This window comes from Streptomyces sp. NPDC104313 (assembly GCF_055583985.1).
In genome coordinates, this window is record NZ_JBVJMW010000006.1 from 397,154 (window position 1) to 421,140 (window position 23,987).

The following is a 23,987-nucleotide window of genomic DNA, read 5'->3' on the forward strand; positions in this document are numbered from 1 at the left end:
ACTCCCGGCCACCCGGAGACCGTGGCCTCCGGGCAGGCGATGGCGACAGGATCAGGCCGTCACACGGCATTCACACACCGCTACTTTCCGAGGAGTCCCGTATGCGGGCGTTCCCTTCCCCTGCCCTTCGCCTCCCGCCGGCCGTCGCCCTCGCCACGGGGACGGCGACCGCGTTCGCCGCCTCGGGCCGGGACGGCTTCTCCTGGGGGTGACCCGGGGCGACGGGACGCCTCCGTGTTCCTGGTGACCGCGCTCCTCGTGTGCACCCGACCCCCGCGCCCGGACCGGTGGACGGCCCGGGACCTGGCCCGGTCGCTGCGCTCCCGCCACATCCGCCCGGGCCCCCGGAGCGCCGGTCCGCACCCTCCGGGCCCGGTCCATGTGTATGTCACCGAGAGCCCGGACGGCTCGGTCCGCGCCGCGCTCTACATGGAGAGCCCCGACCCCGTGCACGCCGAACTGGCCGCGCTGGACTACCTCCTGGCCACGCTGAACGCCGCCCGGCCCGCCTCGCTCGACTGGCGGCCCGCGGCTCTGGGGGGTGTCTCGGGCCGCCCGGAGACGCATCGACTCCCCGAACCGAAAGGACCGGACCCGCCATGCCACGGGAGCGACCCACCGTGTCAGTGATCATCCCCAACCACAACTACGAGAAGACCCTGCGGGCCTGCCTGGAATCCGTCTACGCCCAGACCCAGCGCCCTTGGGACGTGGTCGTCGTGGACGACGCCAGCACCGACCGCTCGCGCGACATCGCCCGCGAGTTCCCCTGCGTACTCGTCGCCCGCCCGGACAACGCGGGGGTCTCCGCCGCCCGCAACCTCGGCGTCGCCGCGTCCGCCGGGCAGGTGCTGTTCTTCCTCGACTCCGACATCGCGCTGGCCCCCGACGCGATCGAGAACGCCGTCGACCTGCTCATGGACGACCCGGAGACCGGCTGCGTCCACGGCGTCCTGGACCCCGAACCGCTCTTCGACGACGGCCCGGTGGAGGTCTACCACTGCCTGCACGCGCACTTCTGGCGATACCGCAGCGCCGGAGTCGTCGGCACCGCCTTCTTCGCGCTGGCCGCGATCGAGCGCCGCGTCTTCGAGGCGACCGGGCCCTTCGACGAGAACCTCCGCGACTCCGAGGACGTCGAGTACAGCGACCGCCTCGCCGCCACCCATCGCATCCGCCTCAGCGAGCGGGTGACCGGCCGCCACGACGACGTGGACCGGCTGCTGCCGATGCTCGCCGAGCAGTACCGCCGCTCCCAACTGCTCGTCCCCGTCGCCGCCGTCGAGCGCCGACGCGGCGGCGGACTGCGCGCCAACCGCACCGGCGGCGTCCTGGCCGCCGGTCTGGTCCCGCTCACCCTCCCGCTCGCGCTGCTCACCCCCTGGCTGCTCGCCGTGCCCCTGGCCTGCGTCGTGGCCTTCGCGGTCGCGGACGTCGGGCTGTCGCGCTTCGTGGCCCGCCGCAAGGGGTGGCTCTTCCTGCTCCGCTTCACCGCGCTGCACTTCGCTGTGCACCTGGCCCTCGTCCTCGGCGCGGCGACGGGCGGCGTGCGCTGGCTGGTGGACCCCCGCTTCGGCCCCTCCGCCCGGGGCCGCCGCGACCGGCCTGCTCCGGTGGCCGCCCCGTGAGCCCCGGAGTGGACCAGGAGCGCGAGGCCGCCGGGGCCGGAGAGACCGACGCACATCGTGGCCCGGACATGCGGCCCGAGGCCGGGCCCGAGGCCGGGGCCGAGTACGGGGCCGGGACGCCCGAGGCCGGGCGAGGAACGCGGGCCGGGTCATCCGGGGCCGGGTCGTCCGAGACCCGGCGAGGAACGGAGACCGGGGCGCCCCCAACCGGGCCCGGGGCGCCCCCAACCGGGCCCGGGGCGCCCCCAACCGGGCCCGGGGCGCCCCCAATCGGAACCGGGACGCCTCCAACCGGGCCCGGGACGCCCGAAGCCGCCGCCCGCCCCTCCCGGCGGGCCCGGCTGCTGCGCACGGCCGCAGCCCTCGTGCTCATCGCGGCGACCTCCTTCGCCGTGGGCGGTTCGCTGCGCGGTGCCGGTACGGAGATGGCCGAGGCCGCCGCGCGGCCCGGGGGAGTGCTCCTGCTCATCGCCGCCCTCCTGGCCAACGCGGCCGGACTCCTCCTGTCGATGCTGTCCTGGCGGGTCCTCGTCGTGGACGGCGGCTCCAGGGCCCGTACCAGCGACACCGCCCGGATCTTCTTCATCGGCGTCATCAGCAAATTCGTCCCCGGCCGCATCTGGGGCGTCCTCGCCCACATCCAGCTCGGCAAGGCCCTCGGCATCGCCCCCGAGCGGATGATCGCCGCCTTCGGACTCGGCCTCGTCATCGGGATGACCACCGGGGCCGCCGCCGGACTCCTCGTCGCACCGGCCGTGTTCGGCACGGGCGCCTGGGTCTTCGCGCCGCTCGTCCTGCTCGCCGGCGCCGCCGTGGCCCGGCCCGGCTGGGTGGGCCGACTCGTCGCGTGGACGATGCGGCTGGCCCGCCGCCCCGCCGGGGCCGCCGACAGCTCACCCCGGGCCCTGCGGCTCTCCATCGGCTGGGCCTGCGCCTCCTGGGCCGTCTCCGGACTCCACCTGTGGGCGATCGTCGTGCTCCTCGGCGCCCCGCCGCTGCTCTCCCTGCCGGTCTGTGTCGGTGGCTTCGCGCTGGCCACCGTCGCCGGAAGCCTCGCCTTCGTCCTGCCCGACGGCTGGGGGGCCCGCGAGCTCGTCCTCCTCGCGCCCCTCGGCGCGGTCATGCCGCTGTCCGCCGCCACCGCGGCCGTCATCGCCAGCCGGCTGGTCTGTGTGCTCAGCGAGGTGGCCGCCACCGGCGCCGCACTCGCCTGGGCCCGCGCCGCCGGACCCCTGCCCACCCCCCGACCCGCGCTCCAGGAAGGAGCCGCATGACCTCCGACGTACCTCCCCTGCTCACCGTGGACGACTGCGAACAGCTGTCGACGAGCCAGGTGCACGAGCTGTACCGGTCCCACGTCAACAAGAGCCAGGTCTCCCTGATGACCTCCTTCGGCTTCGGCCGGGAACTCGTCGACCACGCCGAGGGATCCTGGATCCACACCCGCGACGGACGCCGTGTCCTCGACTTCACCGGCGGCGTCGGCGTCCTCAACCACGGCCACAACCACCCGCGGATCCTCGCCGCCCGCCGCCGCTTCCAGGAACGGCGCCGGATGGAGGTCCACAAGACCTATTTCTCGCCCTATGTCGCCGCCCTCGGGCACAACCTCGCCCAACTCCTCCCCGGCGACCTGAACCTGTCGTTCTTCCCCAACTCGGGGGCCGAGGCGGTCGAGGGCGCGGTGAAACTCGCGTACAAGTACCACGGCGGTCGCCGACAGCAGATCCTGCACGCCGACATCAGCTTCCACGGCAAGCTGCTGGGCTCCGGCAGCCTCACCGGGAGCGCCCAGAACGGCTTCGCCTTCCCCGGCATACCCGGCGTCTCCGCCTTCCGCTACGGAGACCTCGAATCCGTACGGGCCGCGGTCGCCGGAGCCCGGGACGCCAAGGGCCGCTGCGACGTCTACGCGATCCTCATCGAGCCCTTCTCCGCCTCCACCATGACCGAGTGCTCCGAGGAATTCCTGCGCGGTCTACGGGAGTTGTGCACCGACGAGAAGATCGTGCTGATCTTCGACGAGATCTACACCGGCTGGGGCAAGACCGGCAGTCTCTTCCACTTCATGCGCTACCCCGGACTCGTCCCGGACGTGGTGACCACCTCCAAGTCCTTCGGCGGCGGCAAGTCCTCCGTCTCCGCCTTCGTCGCCCGCGAACCCGTCTTCCGCAAGGCCTACGACAGCCTCGGCGACGCCATGCTCCAGTCCACCAGCACCACCTACTACGGCTTCGGCGAGGAGACCGCCACCGCGCTGGAGGCCGTCAACATCGCGGTCGAGGACGACTATCCGGCCCGCGCCCGCGCCATCGAACGCGTCCTCGCCCCGGGCCTGGAGCGGCTGCGCAAGCAGTACCCCGACATCATCGCGGACGTACGGGGTGCCGGAGCGCTGTACGGGATCTTCCTCGACGGCGGCCCCCGGATCCTGGACCTCGCCGCGAAGATCGCCCCCGGCGGACTGGCCCGCGACCCGCTGCTGCGCACCAAGGTCATCACCTGCGCGGTCGTCAACGCGATGTACCACGACCACGACGTGTACATGTACTACACGCTCAACGGCCGCAGCCCCCTGGTGGCAGCCCCCTCCCTGGTCGCCGGGCCCGACGAGGTGGAGATCTTCCTCGACGCCTTCGACAGGACCCTGGCCAAGGGCATGAACCGGCTCCTCACCGCCTTCCTCAAGGACAAGGCGGTGTCGCGATGGGCGGCCTGACCATCGCCGTGACCGGCGCCGCCGGGATGCTCGGCTCGCACCTCGTGGCCCGGCTGGCCGCCGACGGCCACGACGTCGTCGGCGTCGACCTGCGCGATGACCCCCGCCCGCCCGCCGGCGCCCGCCACATCGTCGCCGACATCCGCGACGGGGCGGCGCTCGCCCGCGCCTTCGACGGGGCCCACGCGCTGGTGCACTGCGCCGCCGCCCTGCCCAGCTACCCCGTCGACCAGATCCGCTCCATCACCGTCGACGGCACCCGCACCGTCCTGACCGCCGCCCACCGGGCCCGCGTCGACCGGGTCGTGCACATCTCCTCCACCGCCGTCTACGGACTGCCGGGGCGGGTCCCCACCCCGGAGGAGCACCCCCGTGAGCCCGTCGACCCGTACAGCAGGGCGAAGGCCCAGGCCGAGGAGGTCTGCGAGGAGTTCCGGGCGCGTGGGATGTGCCTGCCGGTGCTGCGCCCCAAGACCTTCCTCGGGCCCGGCCGGATGGGCCTCTTCTCGATGCTCTTCGAATGGGCCGAGGAACGGCGCAACTTCCCCGTCCTCGGACGGGGCGACGTCCGCATCCAGATGTTCGGCATGGCCGACCTGGTCGACGCCGTGGTGCTCGCCCTGAACGCGCCGCCCGAGATCGCCAACGACGTCTACAACCTGGGCGCCGCCGAATTCGCCACCCTGCGCGAGGACTTCCAGGCCGTGCTGGACGCGGCCGGACACGGCAAACGCGTGGTCCCGCTGCCGGCCGCACCGGCACTCGCGGTCCTGCGCCTGCTGGAGCGCACCAAGCTCTCCCCGGTCTACGGGCGGCTGCTCTTCAAGCTCCTCGACGACAGTTACGTGGACATCGGCCGGGCCACCGAACGGCTCGGCTTCCGTCCCTCGCTCTCCAACCAGGACGCCATCCTCGGCACCTACGCGTGGTGGCGCACCCAGCGGCAGGGCAGCGCACCCGCCCCCGGAGCCGGCCGGACCAGCCGGGACCCGTGGCGCCAAGGAGCGCTCGGCCTGGCCAAGGTCTTCTTCTGATCCCCTGGAGCCCTGCCGTGGACATCACCCGGTCCTCACCCGCGCCCGTGCGCGTGGTGGCAGTCCCGCCCGAACCGGAACCCGCCGACCTCACCGCCCTGCCCGAACCCACCACCGTAGAACCTCTTCCAACCACGACCGCGACCAGGATCACGACCACGAGCGGGATCACGGCCACGACCACGAGCGGGGCCGCGACAGCGAGCGCGACCGCGACCGGCGTACGGGCCCGTCGTCGCCGCGGCCGGCCCCGCGACCTCCTCGCACTCCTGCGCCCCGGCCAGTGGGTGAAGAACCTGGCCGTCGTCCCGCTCGCCCTGCTCGACACCCACCTCTGGGGGACCGCCGCCTTCCTGCGCACCGGCTGGGCCGTCCTCGGCTTCACCCTCGCCTCCGCGCTCGTCTACGTCGTCAACGACCTCGCCGACCGGGAGCGGGACCGGCTGCACCCGGTCAAACGCCACCGGCCGATCGCCTCCGGCCAGGTGTCCACCGCCGCCGCCGGAGCGCTGACCGGCGTCCTCGCCCTGTCGCTGACCGGCTGGGCGGTGGCCGGGCCCGCCTGGCAGTGGTGGCCCACCGCCCTCTACCTGGCGCTGAGCCTCGCCTACTCCCAGGGCCTCAAACACGTACCGCTGGTGGACGCGTTCATCGTGGCGACCGGCTTCGTGCTGCGGCTCGTCCAGGGGGCGCTGCTCGTCGGCGCCCAGCTGTCCGAGTGGCTCGCGCTGTGCGTCTTCTCGCTCTGCCTGATGCTGGCACTCGGCAAACGGCGGCACGAGATGACGGCGGTGGGCCGCGCGCACCGTCCCGCCCTGCGCGGTTACACGCTCGCCTTCCTCGACCACCTGGTCGTCCTGGTCGCCGTGCTGACCGCCGTCAGCTACGTGCTCTATCTGCGCGACGACGCGACCCTCGCCGCCGGGGCCTCCCTCGTCATCCTGCTCTCCGCCCCCTGCGCCGTCTTCGGCCTCGCCCGCTACCTCCAGCTCCTCCTCGTCGAGGAGGGCGGCGGCAACCCCGTCCACGTCCTCTTCCGGGACCGCGCCACGCTCGTCAACGCGGCGCTGTGGGCCGTGCTCGTCGCCCTCGCGCTCCTCCTCCCGCCATCGCCCGCATGACCCTCCGACCGCCCGAAGGCGCCCCATGAACCGGAAGCAACCCCTCGTCTCCGTCGTCATCCCCAACTACAACTACGGCCGCGCCCTGGAGCTCTGCCTGCGCGCCGCGCTCGCCCAGACCTACCAGCCGCTGGAGGTGCTGCTGATCGACGACTGCTCCACCGACGACTCGGTCGTCGTCGCCGAGGCCTGCGGCGTGCGGGTGATCAGCACCGGCGTCAACAGCGGGGTGGCCACCACCCGCAACACCGGGGCGGCCCACGCCCGGGGCGAGATCATCGTGTTCGTCGACTCCGATGTCGCGATGGAACGGGACGCCGTCGCCAACGCCGTCGCCCTGCTCGATTCCGACCCCCGCATCGGCGCTGTCTGCGGCACGTACGACGCCGAACCCCTCATCCGGGACAGCCTCATCGAGGAGTACCGCTGCCTCCACCAGTTCTACTGGCTCGCCGAGACCGAGGGCCGCATCGGCACCCTGCACACCGCGATCTGTGCCATGCCCGCCCGGGTCTTCGCCGAGATCGGCCCCTTCAACCCCCGGCTGCGGCACACCGAGGACGGCGACTACGCCGCCCGGATCTGCCGGAGTTACGAGGTCCACAGCTCCACCACCGTGCGGGGCCGGCACGACCACGACGACACCTGGCGGGTCGTGCTGCGCAAGGTCTTCCACCGCACCCGGCTGCACATCCCGCTGTACGTGCGCCGCGGCGACCTCCCCGGCGGCATCGCGACCGGGCCGCGCGCCGGAGCCAGCGTCGCGGCCCTGCTCGCCCTGGTGACCCTGCCGCTCGGCCTGATCGCCGCGCCCTGGCTGCTCGCCCCCGCCGCGCTGCTGGCCCTCGCCCTCCTCGCGGACACCGCCCTCTACCGTTTCGTGCTGCGCCGCCGGGGGCCCCTGTTCACCGCCTACTTCGCCTTCACGCACTTGGTGGTCAACGCGGTCATCGCGACGGGAGCGGGCGTCGGCGTCCTCCAGTGGCTGGCCTCCCGCCGCTTCCGCCGGCTCTACGAACCGGCGGAGCGTCCCGCCCCGGTGCGGGCCGCCACATGAGCGGGACCCCGACGGCGGGCGGCTCGGCTGACCGCCCCGCCGACCCGAACGCCCCCGAAGCCCTGCCGGACACAGTCCCGGACGCGCCCGGGGAGACGGCCGCCCCGCCCCGGCGGTGGCCCGGCCGGCTGCTGCTCGCCGTCGCCGTCCTGTGGGCCCTGTTCGTCGCCGCCCGCGCCCTTCTCAGCGGCCGGTGGTGGGCCTGGAACGGCCTCGGCCTCGCTCCGCCCGTCCTCCATCTGCTGTTCCCCCTGGTCCTGTTGATCCCGGCCGCCCTGATCCGGCACGGCAGACGGGCGGCGGTGGGCGTCGTCCTGCTCTCGCTGCTGCTCGGCTCCTGGCAGACCGGGCTGCACCCCGGGGCGCTCCTGCGCGGGCAGCCCGCCGTGCCCGCCGGAGCGCTGAAGGTGGTCAGTTGGAACACCTTCTTCTGGGACCAGGACAGCGACACCGACGCCTTCTACGCCTACCTCAGGTCCCGCTCCGCCGACGTCTACCTCCTCCAGGAATACCAGAACGCCCGGGGTGACGAACCCGCGCCGATCGACGACCTCGCCCGGCTCCGCGAGGAGTTCCCCGGCTTCCACATCGCCACCGAGGGGGAGTTCCTCACCCTGTCCCGCTTCCCGATCACCTCGGTGCGGGCGCTGCGCCCCGACGGGCTCGCCCCGCCCGACACCTCCTGGGCCGACTACTGGAACGTCCGCGTCCTGCGCACCGACATCGACGTCGAGGGCGAGACCCTGTCCCTCTACAACACCCACCTGCCCGACCTGCTGAACGTCGACCGCAACCCGCTGACCGCCGCCTATCACCGCTCCGTACGGCAGCTCTCCGAGCGCCGCGACCGGCACTTCGAGGCGCTGCGCGAGGACCTCGACGCCAACGGTCACCCGGTGGTGCTCGCCGGGGACCTCAACGTGCTGCCGGGCACCGGGGACCTGCGGTGGTTCGACGGGCTGCGGGACGCCGCCGGCGCGGGCGACTCGGTGTACCCGGCGACCTTCCCGGTGAGCGGCCCGGCGCTCTGGCGTCTCGACTGGGCGTTCGTCTCGCCCCGGATCGACCTGCACCAGCAGTCCGTCCAGGACCCGCCCGCCGCGCTCTCCACCCACCGGCTGATCGATCTGCGTCTCTCCCTGCCCGCCCCCGGGGCGTCCGCCCCGGCCACCGAGAAGGACCGGTCATGATCCGGCGCTCCGCGCGCTCGCCCCGTTTCGACGTGACGATCGTGCTCACCTACTACCTCCCGTACACCAGCGGCCTCACCGAAGTGGCCCGCACGGTCGCCGAGGGGCTGGCCGCGCGGGGCCGCCGGGTCGCCGTCGTCGCCTGCCGGCACGATCCGGACCGCCCCGCACACGAGACCGTCAACGGCGTCGAGGTGTTCCGCGCCCCGGTCGCCGCCCGGCTCGGCCGCGGGGTGATCAGCCCCGGGTTCGCCCCGCTCGCCGGGCGGATCGCCCGTGCCTCCCGGGTCGTCAACATCCACCTGCCGATGCTGGAGGCGGGGCTCGTCGCCCGTCTCGCCGGGGACACCCCGGTGGTCGCCACCCACCACGACGACGTCTGGCTGGCCGGGGGCGCTCTCGCCCCGCTCCAGGTGAGGGTGGTCGACGCCTCGGTGGCCGGGGCGCTGCGCCGCTCGGCCGCCGTGGTCGTCAACAACGTGGACCACGCGGAGCATTCGCGCCACTGGACCCTGATGCGCGAACGCCGGCTGCTGGCCATCGCGCCGCCCTGCCGCGAACGCGCGCCCGCCCCGGCCACCTTCCGCGAGACGGCCGGACCGCACTTCGGCTTCCTCGGCCGGATCGCCCCGGAGAAGGGGCTGCACCATCTGGTCGACGCCTTCCGGACGATTCCGGACCCCGAGGCCCGGTTGCTGATCGCGGGGGACTACTCCAAGGTCGCGGGCGGCAGCGTCGTCGGGGCACTGCGCACCCGCGCCGGGGACGACACCCGCATCCGGTTCACCGGCTTCCTCCGTGACGACCAGGTGGCGGGCTTCTACGCCTCGTTGGACGCCTTCGCCCTGCCCTCCGTCGCCGAGGAGTCCTTCGGTATCTCCCAGGCCGAGGCGATGATGCTCGGCGTCCCCTCGGTCGCGAGCGACGCGCCGGGCATGCGCGTGCCGGTGTCCGAGACCGCCTTCGGCCGCCTCTTTCCGCCCGGCGACGCCCGCGCCCTGGCCGGGGCCCTCCTGGAGGTGGCCGCCTTCGCCCCGGAGCGCCGCGCCGAGGGAGGCCGTGACGCCCGTGCCCGGTACGGGACGGACAGCTGCCTGGACGCCTACGACGCGCTGTTCCAGGAGGCCGGGGCCGTACAGGGAGCCCCCGCGTGAGAACGGCCGGCGCCCTGGCGGCGGGCGACGGGGCGAACCTCGCCTGGCCGGGCGGCGGATGGGTGCTGTGGGCGGCCGGGGTCTGGGCGGTGTTCCTGTCCGCACACCTCGTCCTCAACGGCCGCTGGTGGTTCTGGCTGCTGCCCTCGCTGCTGCCGCCGCCCGTGTTCGTCGCCCTGCCCGCCCTGCTCCTGCTGCTCTCCTGGGCCACGGGGGACCTCACGGCCGCGGCCGTGGCGGGCGCGGCCCTGCTGTCCGGGTCCCGGCAGTCCGGCCTCGTGCCCGGCGCGTTCGTCCGGGGAGCGCGTCGCCCGCCGCCGGACGGGGCGGTGCGCATCGTGTCCTGGAACACCCAGCACTGGTGCCAGTCCACCGACCCCGATCCCTTCTACGCCTTTCTGCGCGGGCTCGACGCCGACGTCTACCTCCTCCAGGAGTACCACCACGACGAGTTCGACGGCACGTACCGGCTGATCGACGACGAGCGTCGGCTGCGCGAGACCTTCCCCGGCCACCGGGCCGTCATCGCCCGGGGACTGATCACCCTGTCCCGGCTGCCGGTCGCCGCGACCGTCGAGACGGCCGCGTGCCGGACTCTGCGGGTGGACCTGGAGATGCCGGACGACGGTCGGATTCTCGCCACCTTCAATGTCCACATCCCGGTACAGCTGCGGCTGATCAGCCCGTTGCGCGCAGACTTCTACCGCGCGGTCCGTTCCCGGTCCGCCGACCGGAAGCGGGAGTACCGGGGACTCCTCGCGGATGTCGCCGGCTGCCATCGTCCGGCCCTGATCGCCGGGGACTTCAACACCACCGCCGCGATCGGGGACGCCCGCCGCATCGCCCGCCTGGGCGCCGACGCCGTCGCCCTGGCCGGAAGGTTCTGCCCCGTCTCCTGGCAGGCCCGCCCGGGCCTGCGCTGGTGGCGGCTGGACTGGGTGCTCAGCACACCGGGCGTCCGGGTCCACAGCTACCGCTTCCACGATCCGCGCGGCCTGTCCGACCACAGCGTCCAGGAGGTGGCCGTGTCGCTCGCCGAACCGGACCGCGGGACAACGACGGCCGACCTCCGTATCCGACACGACGACGAAGGAACTCATCATGCGTTACCGCTACTTGGGAAAGACCGGCCTGAGGGTCAGTGAACTCGCTCTCGGCGCGATGACGTTCGGCCGTGAGGCCGACGAGACCACCAGCCACGCCCTGCTGGACCGCTTCACCGAGGCGGGCGGCACCTTTGTGGACACCGCCGACATCTACTCCGCCGGAGCCTCCGAGGAGATCCTCGGCCGCTGGCTGAAGCGGCAGCGCCGCGATGACGTGGTGATCGCCACCAAGGTGCGGTACGGCATGGGGGAGGGCCCCAACGACCGTGGCCTGGGCCGCAATCACCTGATCTCCGGGGTCGAGGCGAGCCTGCGACGGCTGGGCACCGACCACATCGATCTCTACCAGGTGCACGCCTGGGACCCGGGCACCCCGCTGGAGGAGACCCTCGCCACCCTGGACGCCCTCGTCACCTCCGGGAAGGTGCGCTACCTCGGGGCCAGCAACTTCTCCGGCTGGCAGCTCCAGAAGGCCGTCGACCTGAGCCGGGGACACGGCTGGGAGCCCTTCACCGCCCTCCAGCCGCTCTACAACCTGCTGGACCGCTCCGCCGAGTGGGAGCTGATGGAGGTCAGCCGCAACGAGGGCCTGGGCGTCATCCCGTGGAGCCCGCTGCGCGGCGGCTGGCTGAGCGGCGCGATCCGGCGCGGTACGGAGAGACCGCCCACGGGCACCCGCGTGGAGACCGCCGAGCGGCTCGGCTGGGGAGAGTCGTGGAGCGCGTACGAGGGGGACGAGCGCACCTGGCGGGTGCTGGACGCCCTGCACGAGGTCGCCGGACGCACGGGCCTCGCGGTGCCGGTGCTGGCCCTCGCCTGGCTGCTGGGCCGGCCCGGGGTCACCGCCCCCATCGTGGGCGCCCGCACCCTGGAGCAGCTGGAGACCAACCTGGGCGCGGCGGACCTGGACCTCGACCCGGTCGACGCGGCCCTGCTGACCGCCGCGAGCGACCAGGTGATCCCGTACCCGTACAGCGTCATCGAGACCGATCCCGAGCTGCGCTGACGCACCCCGCGTGACCGAAAGCGGGCGGTGGCCCGGGGATCTCGTCCCCGGGCCACCGCCCTGTGCGTACCGCGCCGCCCGTGGTGGCGCTCAGTCCGTCGGCCGCTTCAGGCGGGCCACGAACTTGTAGCGGTCGCCCCGGTACACCGAGCGCACCCACTCCACCGGTTCGCCCTGGCCGTCCACCGAATGGCGGGACAGCATGAGCATCGGCAGCCCCACGTCGGTGCCCAGCAGCCCTGCCTCGCGCGGGGTGGCGAGCGAGGTCTCGATGGTCTCCTCCGCCTCGGCGAGGCGGACGTCGTACACCTCGGCGAGCGCGGTGTAGAGCGAGGTGTACTTCACCAGCGAACGGCGCAGCGCGGGGAAGCGTTTGGCCGAAAGATGTGTGGTCTCGATCGCCATCGGCTCCCCGCTGGCGAGCCGCAGCCGCTCGATGCGCAGCACCCGGCCGCCCGTCGAGATGTCCAGCAGACCGGCGAGCGTGTCGTCCGCCGTCACATAACCGATGTCCAGCAGTTGGGACGCCGGCTCCAGTCCCTGGGCACGCATGTCCTCGGTGTACGAGGTGAGCTGGAGGGCCTGGGAGACCTTCGGCTTGGCTACGAAGGTGCCCTTGCCCTGGATACGTTCCAGCCGGCCCTCGACGACCAGTTCCTGGAGCGCCTGGCGCACGGTGGTGCGCGAGGTGTCGAACTCGGCCGCCAGGGTGCGTTCGGGCGGCACGGGGGTGCCGGGCGGCAGAGTGTCCGTCATGTCGAGGAGATGCCGCTTGAGCCGGTAGTACTTCGGTACGCGCGCTGTGCGCGTACCGGCACCGGTCTCGCTCCCCGTACTGCCCCCGTCGGCGCCCATGGCCCGCCTTCCCGACTGCTGCGTTGCTGCCGTCACCGGCTCCTCCGTCTGTCGCGGCTCACATGGTGGCACGGTCCGGTCACGGGTCGTCGCCCTCCCTTAGGTGTCGGTCCTATAACGGACGCGAGTGCACTTCTTATACACCCTTGACACCCCTAAAGGTCTAGGCCAAGCTCCCGGTACTGGTCTAAACCATTAAAGACCAGGTCCAGCCCCAGCAGAACTCGTCGAATGTCTTCGCGGTGGGTGGGGTTGCAGCATCCCTGAGGAGGGTTTGACGTGAAGCGCAAGCTCATCGTGGCTATCGGTGTCGCGGGCATGTTGGTTTCGATCGCGGCGTGTGGTTCGGGCGACAGCGAGTCGTCCAAGAACCCGAAGGACCGCAAGGAGAACCTGACCGTCTGGCTCATGGGCGAGGCCCAGTCCACCTGGCCGGAGCTGGTCAAGGACGTCAACGCCGAGTTCAACAAGAAGTACCCGGGCGTAAAGGTCAAGGTTCAATACCAGCAGTGGGCCGACAAGGTCAAGAAGCTGGACACCTCCCTCGGTGGCGACAAATTCCCGGATGTCGTGGAACTCGGTAATACCGAGACCATGCAGTACATCCTCAATGGTGCGCTCGGAGAAATCGACCCCAAGAAGTACGAGAACTCGGACACCTGGATCAAGGGTCTGAAGGACACGTGCTCCTTCGAGGGCAAGACGTACTGCGTTCCTTACTACGCCAGCGCCCGTCTGGCCGTGTACAACAAGGACATGCTGAAGGCCGGCACCGGCAGCGACGCCCTCCCGCAGACCGAGGCCGAGTTCCTCGCCGCGATGGACAAGACCTCCGCCGAGCTGGGCAAGAAGGACAAGCGCGCCTCCTCCCTCTACTTCCCGGGCCGCTACTGGTACGCCGCGATGTCCTACGTCGCCGCCTACGGTGGCCAGATAGCGTCGTACGACGAGGGCAGCAAGCAGTGGAAGGCCGCGCTCTCCACGCCGGAGGCCCAGAAGGGCATCCAGCACTACGTCGACCTGGTCAAGAAGTACAACAAGGCCGACGTGACGAAGGACGAGCAGGACCACGCCAACGTCATGGCCAACGAGAAGGCCGCGGTCATCTACGGCCAGGCCTGGGAGGCCGGCAGCGTCACCACGGGCGAGAACGGCAACCCGAAGCTCGACGGCAAGATCGCCACGGCCGGTATGCCCGGCCCCGAGGGCAAGGCCCTCCCGTCCTTCATCGGCGGCTCGGACCTCGCGACCATCTCCAAGTCCAAGGTCCAGGACCTCGGCGAGGAGTGGATCTCCCTCTTCACCAACGCGAAGTCCATGGAGGTCCTCGCGTCGAAGAACATCCTTCCCAACAACGAGAAGCAGCTTGAGCCGCTGAAGGCCAAGCCGGAGACGGCCGCCATCGCCAACGCGGTGCCGGACGCCTGGTTCACGCCGATCGCGCCGGGCTGGGCCTCCGTGGAGAAGGAGGAGATCCTCCAGAACATGCTCCTGGAGATCGTCAAGGGCGCCTCCGTCGCCGACGCCTCGAAGACGGCCGACGAGAAGATCAACGCGCTGATCAACAAGGAATCCTGACCTTCCGATCGCCAGGCGGGGGCCCGGCACCAGTGCCGGGCCCCCGCTCCTTTCCCGTAAGCGAACGCCGTGAATTCCGGGGCCCGCCCCGGACCCGCGATGGAAGGTCAGCCACGTGTCTGCCGCTGATACCAAGGCCGCCGGGCCGCCGGCCCCCGTACCACCCGACCCGCAGTCGATCGGCAAGTCGTCCTCCGACGACGATGCGCCCCGGGTGCAGAAGAGGAAACGGAAGAAGGGAGAACTCCTCCCCTATCTCCTGATCCTCCCGGCGATCGTGGCGATCGCCGCCGTCTACCTCTACCCGCTCAGCAAGACGGTCATCATGTCCTTCCAGGACATGGGCCGCCGTGAGCTGTGGTCCGGAGAGCCGGCTCCCTGGGTCGGCTTCGAGCAGTTCACCAACATCCTCGGCGACTCCGAGTTCTGGTGGGTCACCTTCCGCACCGTCGTCTTCATGGTCATCTGCGTGACGCTGACCATGGGGCTCGGACTGCTGGTCGCCCTCCTCATGCGCAAACTCTCCACCTGGGTCCGGCTGGTGCTCACCGCCTGCCTCATCGCCGCCTGGTCGATGCCGCTGATGGTCGCCGCCTCGATCTTCCGGTTCATGGCCGACTCCGACTACGGCCTGATCAACACCCTGATCGCCAAGGTCGTCGGCGAGGACTGGCTCGGACACAACTGGTACCTCGACCCGGTCCAGGGCTTCGGCATCATCACCCTGCTGGTCGTCTGGGGCGCCATCCCGTTCGTCGTCGTCACCCTGTACGCCGCCCTCACCCAGGTCCCCCAGGAACTGGAGGAGGCCGCCGCCCTCGACGGCGCCAGCGCCTACGGCATCTACAAGTTCGTCACCTGGCCGGTCATCAAGCCGGTCTTCACCATGGTCGCCACTCTCTCGGTGATCTGGGACTTCAACGTCTTCGGCCAGATCTGGCTGTTGCGCGGCAACAAGCCCGAGCCGGAGTACGAGACCCTCGGCCTCTACTCCTACTCCAAGGCGTTCGAGTCCACCTCCTTCAGCCAGGGCACCGCGATCGCCCTGATCACGGTGCTGCTGCTGTCCGGCGTGGCCGTGTACTACCTGCGCCAGCTCATGAAGACGGGAGAGGTCGAATGAGCAGCTCGACCCAGACACAGGTACTGCGGCCCGACCGCAAGAAGAGCCGGCTGCACTTCGACCTCATCGGCCTCGGCATCGCCCTGGTCATGGTCTTCCCGGTCTACTGGCTGATCATCAGCGCCCTGCGGCCCAACCGGGAGATCCGCAGCTACGACCAGACCCTGTGGCCCACGTCGATCACCTTCGACAACTTCGTCCGGGCCACCGAGCAGCCGAACTTCGGCACCGCCATCCAGTCCAGCCTGATCGTCGCCGTCACCGCGGTGGTCGGCGGCATGATCATCGCGACCCTGGCGGCCCTGGCGATCGGCCGGTTCCGGTTCTTCGGCCGCAAGGCCCTGGTCCTGATCATGATCCTGGTCCAGATGCTGCCGCCGACGGCGATGCTCATCCCGATCTACGCCCAGCTCAACGCGATGGGCGGGATCGACGAGTACTGGGGCCTGATCGTCGTCTACCTGGTCTCCACGCTGCCCTTCGCCACCATCATGATCCGCGGCTTCGTCGTGAACATCCCGGTGGAGCTGGAGGAGTCGGCGATGGTGGACGGGTGTACCCGCTTCCAGGCCTTCCGCCGGGTGATCTTCCCGCTGCTCGCCCCCGGGCTCGCCGCCGCGTCGATCTTCGCCCTGGTGAACGCGTGGAACGAGTACCTCTTCGCGTACATCCTGATCAACGACAACTCCAAGTACACGCTGAACGTATGGCTGATGACGTTCACGACCGAGCGCGGAACGGACTACGGCGCCCTCATGGCGGCGTCGACCATGATCGCCATCCCCGTCGTCGTGTTCTTCATGATCATCCAGAAGAAGATGGCCGCAGGCCTCACTTCCGGCGCTGTGAAGGGATAGTGCGGGCCCATGACCACCCTCGTTTCCACCACGGACACCGTGACGCGCGACGCGCTCGCCGTGCTCCAACCCGGGTTCACCGGCACCACCGCGCCGGACTGGCTGCTGCGCCGCGTCGGTGAGGGCCTGGCCTCCGTCGGGCTGTTCGGCCGCAACATCACCTCGCCCGAACAGCTCTCCGCCCTCACCGAGCGGCTGCGCTCCGAGCGGGACGACGTCCTCGTCGCCATCGACGAGGAGGGCGGCGACGTGACCCGCCTGGAGGTCACGCACGGCTCCTCCTTCCCCGGCAACTTCGCGCTCGGCTCGGTGGACGACGTCCACCTCACCCGGGCCGTCGCCCAGGAGCTCGGCCGTCGGCTCGCCGAGTGCGGCGTCAACCTCAACTGGGCGCCGTCCGCCGACGTCAACTCCAACCCGGGCAACCCGGTCATCGGCGTGCGCTCCTTCGGCGCCGACACCCGCCTGGCCGCCCGGCACACCGCCGCGTACATCGAGGGGCTCCAGGCCGCCGGCGTCGCCGCCTGCACCAAGCACTTCCCCGGGCACGGCGACACCGCGGTCGACTCGCACCTGGCGCTGCCCCGCATCGACGTGGACCTCGACACCCTGCACGCCCGTGAACTGGTGCCCTTCCGGGCGGCCATCGCCGCGGGTTCCAAATCGGTGATGAGCGCGCATATCCTGCTCCCCGCACTCGACCCGGACCGCCCGGCGACCCTGAGCCCGCAGATCCTCACCGGTCTGCTGCGCCAGGAGCTGGGGTACGACGGCCTGATCGTCACCGACGCGGTGGAGATGGACGCCATCGCCGGTACGTACGGCATCGAGCGCGGGTCCGTCCTCGCCCTCGTGGCGGGCGCCGACGCCATCTGTGTGGGCGGCGGCCTGGCCGACGAGGAGACGGTGCTGCGGCTGCGTGACGCCCTCGTCGCGGCCGTACGCGGCGGGGAACTGTCCGAGGAGCGGCTCGCCGACGCGGCCGCCCGTGTACGAGCCCTGGCGTCCTGGACGCAGAGGGCCCGGGGGGATGTCCCGGAGCCGGGCGCGGCAGTGCAGGAGGGGACCGCGCCCGGCACCGGAGTCAGCTCCGACATCGGTCTGATCGCGGCCCGCCGCGCGGTCCGGGTGACCGGTTCCGGCGACCGGCTGACCGAGCCGGCGTACGTCGCCTCGTTCAGCGCGGTGGCGAACATCGCGGTCGGCGACGAGACCCCGTGGGGCATCGCCGCCGAGCTGGACAGGATCCTGCCCGGCACCGGCACGGACACCTACACCGATCAGAGCGCCGCTCCGGCGGACGAGATCCTGGCGGCGGCGGGGGAGCGGCGCATCGTCGCCGTGGTACGCGACGAGCACCGGCACGCCTGGATGGGCGCCGCGCTCGACGTGCTGCTGGCGGCCCGCCCGGACACGGTGGTGGTCGAGATGGGCCTGCCCCAGTCCGACCCGCGCGGCTCGCTGCACATCGCCACCCACGGCGCGGCCCGGGTCTGCGGCCTGGCAGCGGCGGAAGCGATCACCGGCGCGAAGCCCTGACACCGGACCGGGGCCCGCAGACCAGGGCCCCGGTCACACCAACCCGGTCCGGGCCCGCAGGCCAAGCCTCGGTCCGGCCACATCAAGCCCGTCCGGCGATTGAGGACACAACCTCACGCCGGACGAGCGGCACCAAGCACGGCACAGCGCAGCACAGCACGGCGAAGGGCCGGGACACCGACAGGCGTCCCGGCCCTTCGCCGTGCTGGGGGCGAGGCCTACAGCCCCTGCCACCCCGGCTTCGCCGCATACGTGGCGCGGAAGTAGTCCGCCAGCTTCAGCTTCGACGCAGCCGCCTCGTCCACGACCACCGTCGCGTGCGGATGCAGCTGGAGCGCCGAGGCCGGCACGATCGAGGCGATGGGCCCCTCCACCGTCTGGGCGACGGCCTCCGCCTTGCCCTCACCGGTGGCCAGCAGGATCGGGTGGCGGGAATCCAGGATCGTCCCGATGCCCTGCGTGATCACGTGGTGCGGCACCTGCTCGATGTCGTCGAAGAAGCGCGCGTTGTCCACCCGGGTCTGCTGCGTCAGCGTCTTGATCCGGGTGCGCGAGGCGAGCGAGGAGCACGGCTCGTTGAAGCCGATGTGACCGTCCGTGCCGATGCCCAGGAGCTGGAGGTCGACGCCGCCGGCCTCGGCCAGCGCCCGGTCGTAGGCCTCGCAGGCCGCCTGGACGTCCTCGGCCGACCCGTCGGGGCCCATGAAGGAGGACTCGGAGAGCCCGAGGGGCTCGATGACCTCGCGCAGCACCACGGAGCGGTACGACTCCGGATGGCCCGCGGGCAGCCCGACGTACTCGTCGAGCTGGCAGATCCGGGCGCGCGACGCGTCGACGGCGCCCGAGGCGACCTTCGCCGCGAGCGCGCGGTAGATGGGCAGCGGGGTCGAGCCGGTGGCGACGCCGAGCAGGGCGTCGGGCTTGCGGGCGATCAGCGCGGCGATGGCCTCCGCGATCAGTTCGCCGCCTGCCGCGGCGTCCGGAACGATGACAACTTCCACGCTGTGCCTGCCGATCTGACTAGGGGAGCCGGTGGTATAGACCAATCAAGTTCCCAATTTAGCAGAATCGGGCAGCTGTACGGCTAACAGTCCGCCCATCGGCACGCACGCCCCGGCCCGCTGGCGGCACACGGCATTGCCTGGTCGACTGGGGGTGCCTGACAGGCACCCATCCGGAACGGCGCGGATCGCGCACCCCCGCGCACGCGCCGTCCCGTACGCCGACAGCGCAGGAGGCCCCCACATGTCCGCCACCCCTCCGGCCGGCCCGGGCGGCCAGGGCGAGGAGCCCGGCCGCATCATGTCCGGCGAGATGGCCGAGCAGCCCGCGACGCTGCGCCGCATCCTCGAACAGGGCGCGCCCCGCATCCGCGAGGTCGCCGCCGAGATCGCCGCCCGGAAGCCCCGGTTCGTGCTGCTCACCGCCCGGGGGACGTCGGACAACGCGGCGCTGTACGCCAAGTACCTGCTGGAGATCCGCCTCGGACTGCCCTGCGGGCTCGCCTCGATGTCCACCACGACGGCCTACGGTGCCCGGCCGGACCTGCGGGATGTCCTGGTGATCACCGTCAGTCAGTCGGGCGGCTCGCCGGACCTGGTGGCCTCCACGAGGGCCGCCCGGGAGGCCGGGGCCGTCACTCTCGCCGTCACCAACAACCCGGACTCCGCGCTGGCGGCGGTCTCCGAGTATCACATCGACATCCTGGCGGGCCCGGAGAGGGCGCTTCCGGCCACCAAGACGTACACCGCCTCCCTGCTCTCCCTCTACCTCTTCGTGGAGGGGCTGGGCGGCAACGACGGCACGGTGCCCGCCGCGGGCCTGCCCGACCTCGCGGGTGCGATCCTGGGCCGCCGGGCCGAGGTCAAGGCACTGGCCTCGCGCTACCGCTTCGCCGAGCGCATGGTGATCACCTCGCGCGGCTACGGCTACCCGACGGCCAAGGAAGCGGCCCTGAAGCTGATGGAGACCAGCTACATCCCCGCTCTCTCCTACTCCGGCGCGGATCTGCTGCACGGGCCGCTGGCGATGGTCGACAACATCTCCCCGGTGATCGCCGTGGTCACCGACGGCCGGGGCGGTGAGGCCCTCCAGCCGGTGCTGGACCGGCTGCGCGGACGCGGCGCGGATCTCTTCGTGGTCGGCCCGAAGGCTCAGGTGGAGGCGGCCTCGGCCGGCTTCTCGCTGCCCACGGCGGGCGTCCCGGAGGAGTTGCAGCCGATCCTGGAGATCCTGCCGCTGCAACTGCTGGCGTACGAGGTGACGATCGCCCGGGGACAGGACCCCGACGCGCCCCGCGCCCTGGCCAAGGTGACCGAGACGCGCTGAGGCCCGCGAGGGGGTGTGCGTGCGTACGTAGCCGATGGGGCGCCCGCCGTAAGCGGACGGCCCCGGAAACACCCGCGGGCCGCGGCACCAGAGCGGGACCCTCAGCCCGCCCGGCACCGCAGCCCGGAGCTATCTGGCCGACGGTGTGCGGTGCCGTCGGCCCCTGGAGGCACCGGCGCAGTCAGGGCAGAGAGTGCCGGAGCCTCGATCCGCTCTCCTGTGCGGGGAGAGCGGAGGTCGTGATGAACTCATTGTGGACTAGACCAATTGGCTGTGTCCATCCATGTGCACGACATTCTCGAACCGGGTACCGGCACCGTTCACCGGTACGCGGCACACGTGTGCCCTCCCGTCGGCACGGCCCGGCGGGCCGAGCGGTTCGAACGCCTCCGGTAACCCCAGGTACGCTCCACACGTGCCCTCCATGAACGACCTCGTCCGCCAGCACACCGCTCTGAGCGACACCGACCTCGAGTGGCTCCATCTGCTGGTCTCGGAGTGGCAGCTGCTCTCCGACCTGTCCTTCGCCGACCTCGTGCTGTGGGTCCCCACCCGGGACGGCACGCGGTACGTCTCCGTCGCCCAGATGCGCCCCAACACCGGGCCCACCTCCTACCAGGACGACATGGTCGGCCACCTGGTGCCGCGTGGCCGCCGCCCGCTGCTGGACGCGGCCCTGGACGAGGGCCGGATCGTGCGCGAGGGCGACCCGGAGTGGCGCGAGGAGGTGCCCGTACGGGTCGAGTCCATCCCGGTACGCCGCGAGGGCCGGGTGCTCGGCGTCATCGCCCGCAACACCAACCTGCTCACCGTGCGCACCCCCTCCCGGCTTGAGCTCACCTACCTCCAGTCCGCCTCCGACCTGGCCCAGATGATCGCCGCCGGGGCGTTCCCCTTCCCCGGCCAACAGGTCGACATGGACGCCTCCCCGCGGGTGGGCGACGGCCTGATCCGGCTCGATGCCGACGGAATCGTCCAGTACGCCAGCCCCAACGGCCTCTCGGCCTATCACCGCCTCGGCCTCGCCTCCGACCTGGTCGGCCATCACCTCGGCACGACCACCGCCGAACTGGCTCCGTCCCGGGGGCCGGTGGACGAGGCCCTGGTCAAGGTGGCCAGCGGTTACGCGCCCCGCGAGTTCGAGGTCGAGTGCGCGGCCGGCGTGATCCAGTTGCGGGCGATCCCGCTCAAGCCCAAGGGCGTCCGCATCGGCTCCCTGGTCCTGCTCCGGGACGTCACCGAACTGCGCCGCCGCGAACGCGAGTTGATCACCAAGGACGCGACCATCCGGGAGATCCACCACCGGGTGAAGAACAACCTCCAGACGGTGGCGGCCCTGTTGCGCCTCCAGGCCCGCAGGATGGACTCCGAGCAGGGTCGCGAGGCGCTCAACGAGGCGGTCCGGCGCGTCGGTTCGATCGCCATCGTGCATGAGACGCTGTCCCAGAATCTGGACGAGCGGGTCGAGTTCGACGAGATCGCCGACCGGGTCATCGCGATGGTGTCGGAGATCTCCCCGGGCAAGGTGACCTGCCGGCGCACCGGACGCTTCGGCATCCTCGACGCCGAGGTCGCCACCCCGCTCTCCATGGTGCTGACCGAGGTGCTCCAGAACGCCCTGGAGCACGCCTTCGCCGTGGCCGACCACGGGACGGTGGAGGTCTCCGCCGTGCGCGGCGGATCACCCACCGACGGGCGGCTGCTGATCACCGTCACCGACGACGGGCGCGGCCTGCCCGAGGGATTCGACCCGAAGCGGGCCGGCAACCTCGGGCTCCAGATCGTACGGACGCTGGTGGAGGGGGAGTTGGGCGGCACGTTCGGCATGGTCCCGGCACCCGAACGCGGCACCCAGGTGGTGCTGGACCTCCCCGTCCGCGGCGACAAGTAGGAATCCGCCGCGGCCGGCGGCGGAACGGGAGCACACAGCAGAGCGGGCCCGGACCGTGGTGACGGTCCGGGCCCGCTCCGTGATGCTCACGTTGCGATGCGCTTCGGGGTACTGCGCGCTGCGACTCGAAGGCGGGGCTGTGCGTACGCTCTGTACGCGCCGCCGGGCTGAGGCTTGGTGCGGTTCTCGCTCAGGCGCTTGCGTTACGCGCCCGGTTGCGAGCGGCGCGGCGCTTCATCGCGCGGCGCTCGTCCTCGCTGAGGCCACCCCAGACGCCTGAGTCCTGGCCGGACTCGAGCGCCCACTGCAGGCACTGCTCCATGACGGGGCAGCGGCGGCAGACAGCCTTGGCTTCCTCGATCTGCAGCAGCGCAGGACCGGTGTTGCCGATGGGGAAGAAAAGCTCAGGGTCTTCCTCACGACAAACGGCGTTGTGACGCCAGTCCATGGCTGCTACCTCTCCTTGGTATTACACGCTTGTTGCTTGTGAATGTGAACGCTTTCACGAATCCCCCCACAGATGACGGGCCGACTCCCAGATGGACTGGGTGTGGTCTGTGATGGTGAGGAGGGGTTCTGGCTCTCAGCGGATGCCGGTGTTGCGGGCCGTCCCGATCGCCATGTAGAGATTCGCAAACCTCGGCGGCGGATACAACCCCTTCTGGAAAGTTTTTTTTGATTCCTCGGTGTCGACTAGGTCACAGCCGCACTTCTTAGGGGTGGGGGCCAGTCCAAACGTTCGAGTTAAAGGACTTTAGGCCCTTCCACTCACACAATCACACGCAGTGCACGGCGTACGCCTGTGAACGTCACGCTCGTACGCAGTCCCAGGTGGTCGCCGTCCATCTGGAAGGGCAGTGGAACCTTTGAATGCAAGGTGAAGTCCGTGAGGTCATGCCGTGAAACAGCGTGCCTGCCGCGCGGCCCCTTCTCGGGGCTCGAAGTGAGCAGCTGGGTGCCGTAACGGGCCACCGCCGGGGTGGACAGACGCTTCAGTCCGAGGATGTCCAGCGCGGTGTCGAAGGAGGCCTTGGGCGAGGCGTACATCGGGCGATTGCCCAGGTAGGTCCAGGGGGCGGTGTTGCAGATTATGGAGAGCGCGAGGTCGGTCACCGGGTCCTGGCCGGGCACGTCGAGCGTGATCTGTCCGTGTCTGCGGTGGGCCTCGTTCAGGAACTGCCGCACCACCTGGCGCACATACAGGGCGTGAGTCGAACGCTTCCCGTGCTCGCGTTTCTGTTCGACACGGCCGATGACCCCGGCGTCGAATCCGAGACCGGCACAGAAAGTGAACCAGCGCTCGGGGACGGACTCGTCCTCGGTCCCGGGGGTGCCGGCCGCCAGGCCGAGGCCGACCGTGCGTTCGGTCCGGTTCTCCAGGGCGTCCAGAATCGCACCGGTCGCCTCCACCGCGTCGTTCGGCAGCCCCAGGGCGCGCGCGAAGACATTGGTGGACCCGCCGGGGACCACGGCGAGCTTCGGAAGGCTGTCCACATCCGGGCCCCGGTGCAGCAGCCCGTTCACGACCTCGTTCACCGTGCCGTCGCCGCCGAGGGCGACCACCAGGTCGATATCGTCACTGTCCGCGGCCCGCCGTCCCAGATCCCGTGCGTGCCCCCGGTACTCGGTGGTCACCGCCTCCAGCTTCATCTCGCTGGCCAGCGCGTGGATGAGCACGTCACGGGTGCGGGCACTGGTGGTGGTAGCAGCTGGGTTGACCACGAGGAGTGCGCGCATGACCGCCAGCCTACCTACCGGGCGGTTCGGTGTTGTAGCCCCGGTTCGCTGCGCTCCAGGGAGG

21 protein-coding genes are annotated in these 23,987 nt (G+C 71.2%); 17 read left to right on the plus strand and 4 right to left on the minus strand.

What is annotated here, in order from left to right; genetic code table 11:
• Nucleotides 1–234 precede the first annotated feature (234 nt).
• The 11 genes from ACZ60Q_RS17480 (at nucleotide 235) to ACZ60Q_RS17530 (ending at nucleotide 12,015) form a co-directional block, all read left to right on the plus strand.
• On the plus strand, nucleotides 235–630 hold the full coding sequence (locus ACZ60Q_RS17480; RefSeq protein WP_469634799.1) for a hypothetical protein: 396 nt from the start codon (nucleotides 235–237) through the stop codon (nucleotides 628–630).
• Nucleotides 627–1,628: a glycosyltransferase family 2 protein gene (locus ACZ60Q_RS17485; protein WP_469634997.1), complete on the plus strand. Its 1,002-nt coding sequence runs from the start codon at nucleotides 627–629 to the stop codon at nucleotides 1,626–1,628. Before ACZ60Q_RS17480 ends, ACZ60Q_RS17485 begins: the two co-directional genes overlap by 4 nt.
• A 365-nt stretch (nucleotides 1,629–1,993) precedes the next feature.
• Entirely contained in the window at nucleotides 1,994–2,902 is a 909-nt protein-coding gene (locus ACZ60Q_RS17490) for a lysylphosphatidylglycerol synthase domain-containing protein (RefSeq protein ID WP_469634802.1), read from the plus strand.
• The gene (locus ACZ60Q_RS17495) at nucleotides 2,899–4,347 is read left to right on the plus strand and encodes an aspartate aminotransferase family protein (RefSeq protein ID WP_469634805.1); all 1,449 of its coding nucleotides are present in this window, start codon (nucleotides 2,899–2,901) and stop codon (nucleotides 4,345–4,347) included. The genes ACZ60Q_RS17490 and ACZ60Q_RS17495 overlap by 4 nt, the downstream gene beginning before the upstream one ends.
• On the plus strand, nucleotides 4,335–5,381 hold the full coding sequence (locus ACZ60Q_RS17500; RefSeq protein ID WP_469634808.1) for an NAD-dependent epimerase/dehydratase family protein: 1,047 nt from the start codon (nucleotides 4,335–4,337) through the stop codon (nucleotides 5,379–5,381). The genes ACZ60Q_RS17495 and ACZ60Q_RS17500 overlap by 13 nt, the downstream gene beginning before the upstream one ends.
• Nucleotides 5,382–5,398: 17 nt before the next feature.
• On the plus strand, nucleotides 5,399–6,502 hold the full coding sequence (locus ACZ60Q_RS17505) for a UbiA prenyltransferase family protein (RefSeq protein WP_469634811.1): 1,104 nt from the start codon (nucleotides 5,399–5,401) through the stop codon (nucleotides 6,500–6,502).
• A 25-nt stretch (nucleotides 6,503–6,527) separates the two neighbouring features.
• Entirely contained in the window at nucleotides 6,528–7,559 is a 1,032-nt protein-coding gene (locus ACZ60Q_RS17510) for a glycosyltransferase family 2 protein (RefSeq protein WP_469634814.1), read from the plus strand.
• Nucleotides 7,556–8,749, plus strand: a complete 1,194-nt coding sequence (locus ACZ60Q_RS17515; RefSeq protein ID WP_469634817.1) for an endonuclease/exonuclease/phosphatase family protein — start codon at nucleotides 7,556–7,558, stop codon at nucleotides 8,747–8,749. Before ACZ60Q_RS17510 ends, ACZ60Q_RS17515 begins: the two co-directional genes overlap by 4 nt.
• Complete coding sequence (locus tag ACZ60Q_RS17520; RefSeq protein WP_469634820.1) at nucleotides 8,746–9,903, plus strand: glycosyltransferase family 4 protein; 1,158 nt, start codon at nucleotides 8,746–8,748, stop codon at nucleotides 9,901–9,903. The genes ACZ60Q_RS17515 and ACZ60Q_RS17520 overlap by 4 nt, the downstream gene beginning before the upstream one ends.
• Complete coding sequence (locus tag ACZ60Q_RS17525) at nucleotides 9,900–11,048, plus strand: endonuclease/exonuclease/phosphatase family protein (RefSeq protein WP_469634823.1); 1,149 nt, start codon at nucleotides 9,900–9,902, stop codon at nucleotides 11,046–11,048. The genes ACZ60Q_RS17520 and ACZ60Q_RS17525 overlap by 4 nt, the downstream gene beginning before the upstream one ends.
• The gene (locus tag ACZ60Q_RS17530; RefSeq protein ID WP_469634826.1) at nucleotides 11,005–12,015 is read left to right on the plus strand and encodes an aldo/keto reductase; all 1,011 of its coding nucleotides are present in this window, start codon (nucleotides 11,005–11,007) and stop codon (nucleotides 12,013–12,015) included. The genes ACZ60Q_RS17525 and ACZ60Q_RS17530 overlap by 44 nt, the downstream gene beginning before the upstream one ends.
• Before the next feature lie 90 nt (nucleotides 12,016–12,105).
• Here ACZ60Q_RS17530 and ACZ60Q_RS17535 read toward each other — a convergent pair whose 3' ends face one another.
• On the minus strand, nucleotides 12,106–12,870 hold the full coding sequence (locus ACZ60Q_RS17535; protein ID WP_469635000.1) for a GntR family transcriptional regulator: 765 nt from the start codon (nucleotides 12,868–12,870) through the stop codon (nucleotides 12,106–12,108).
• Between the two features lie 279 nt (nucleotides 12,871–13,149).
• Between ACZ60Q_RS17535 and ACZ60Q_RS17540 the strand changes: the two genes are divergently transcribed.
• The 4 genes from ACZ60Q_RS17540 to ACZ60Q_RS17555 all read left to right on the plus strand — a co-directional run bounded on the left by ACZ60Q_RS17540 (nucleotide 13,150) and on the right by ACZ60Q_RS17555 (nucleotide 17,967).
• The gene (locus ACZ60Q_RS17540) at nucleotides 13,150–14,448 is read left to right on the plus strand and encodes a sugar ABC transporter substrate-binding protein (protein ID WP_469634829.1); all 1,299 of its coding nucleotides are present in this window, start codon (nucleotides 13,150–13,152) and stop codon (nucleotides 14,446–14,448) included.
• A 115-nt stretch (nucleotides 14,449–14,563) separates the two neighbouring features.
• A complete protein-coding gene (locus tag ACZ60Q_RS17545) occupies nucleotides 14,564–15,571 on the plus strand; it encodes a carbohydrate ABC transporter permease (RefSeq protein ID WP_469634832.1) in 1,008 nt (335 codons plus the stop codon).
• Complete coding sequence (locus ACZ60Q_RS17550) at nucleotides 15,568–16,428, plus strand: carbohydrate ABC transporter permease (protein ID WP_469634835.1); 861 nt, start codon at nucleotides 15,568–15,570, stop codon at nucleotides 16,426–16,428. Before ACZ60Q_RS17545 ends, ACZ60Q_RS17550 begins: the two co-directional genes overlap by 4 nt.
• Before the next feature lie 9 nt (nucleotides 16,429–16,437).
• A complete protein-coding gene (locus ACZ60Q_RS17555) occupies nucleotides 16,438–17,967 on the plus strand; it encodes a glycoside hydrolase family 3 protein (RefSeq protein WP_469634838.1) in 1,530 nt (509 codons plus the stop codon).
• 218 nt (nucleotides 17,968–18,185) lie between these two features.
• Here the strand turns inward: ACZ60Q_RS17555 and nagB are convergent, their stop codons facing one another.
• Nucleotides 18,186–18,968, minus strand: a complete 783-nt coding sequence (gene nagB / locus ACZ60Q_RS17560; RefSeq protein ID WP_469634841.1) for a glucosamine-6-phosphate deaminase — start codon at nucleotides 18,966–18,968, stop codon at nucleotides 18,186–18,188.
• Between the two features lie 244 nt (nucleotides 18,969–19,212).
• Here nagB and ACZ60Q_RS17565 point away from each other — a divergent pair, with 244 nt between their 5' ends.
• Nucleotides 19,213–20,295: an SIS domain-containing protein gene (locus ACZ60Q_RS17565; protein WP_469634843.1), complete on the plus strand. Its 1,083-nt coding sequence runs from the start codon at nucleotides 19,213–19,215 to the stop codon at nucleotides 20,293–20,295.
• Between the two features lie 424 nt (nucleotides 20,296–20,719).
• Complete coding sequence (locus ACZ60Q_RS17570; RefSeq protein WP_469635003.1) at nucleotides 20,720–22,186, plus strand: sensor histidine kinase; 1,467 nt, start codon at nucleotides 20,720–20,722, stop codon at nucleotides 22,184–22,186.
• 190 nt (nucleotides 22,187–22,376) lie between these two features.
• Here the strand turns inward: ACZ60Q_RS17570 and ACZ60Q_RS17575 are convergent, their stop codons facing one another.
• Both ACZ60Q_RS17575 and ACZ60Q_RS17580 read right to left on the minus strand, forming a co-directional pair.
• Nucleotides 22,377–22,634, minus strand: a complete 258-nt coding sequence (locus ACZ60Q_RS17575) for a WhiB family transcriptional regulator (RefSeq protein WP_003953983.1) — start codon at nucleotides 22,632–22,634, stop codon at nucleotides 22,377–22,379.
• Between the two features lie 320 nt (nucleotides 22,635–22,954).
• Nucleotides 22,955–23,923 (minus strand): diacylglycerol/lipid kinase family protein, encoded by a 969-nt coding sequence (locus tag ACZ60Q_RS17580; protein WP_469634846.1) that lies wholly within the window; start codon nucleotides 23,921–23,923, stop codon nucleotides 22,955–22,957.
• Nucleotides 23,924–23,987 lie beyond the last annotated feature (64 nt).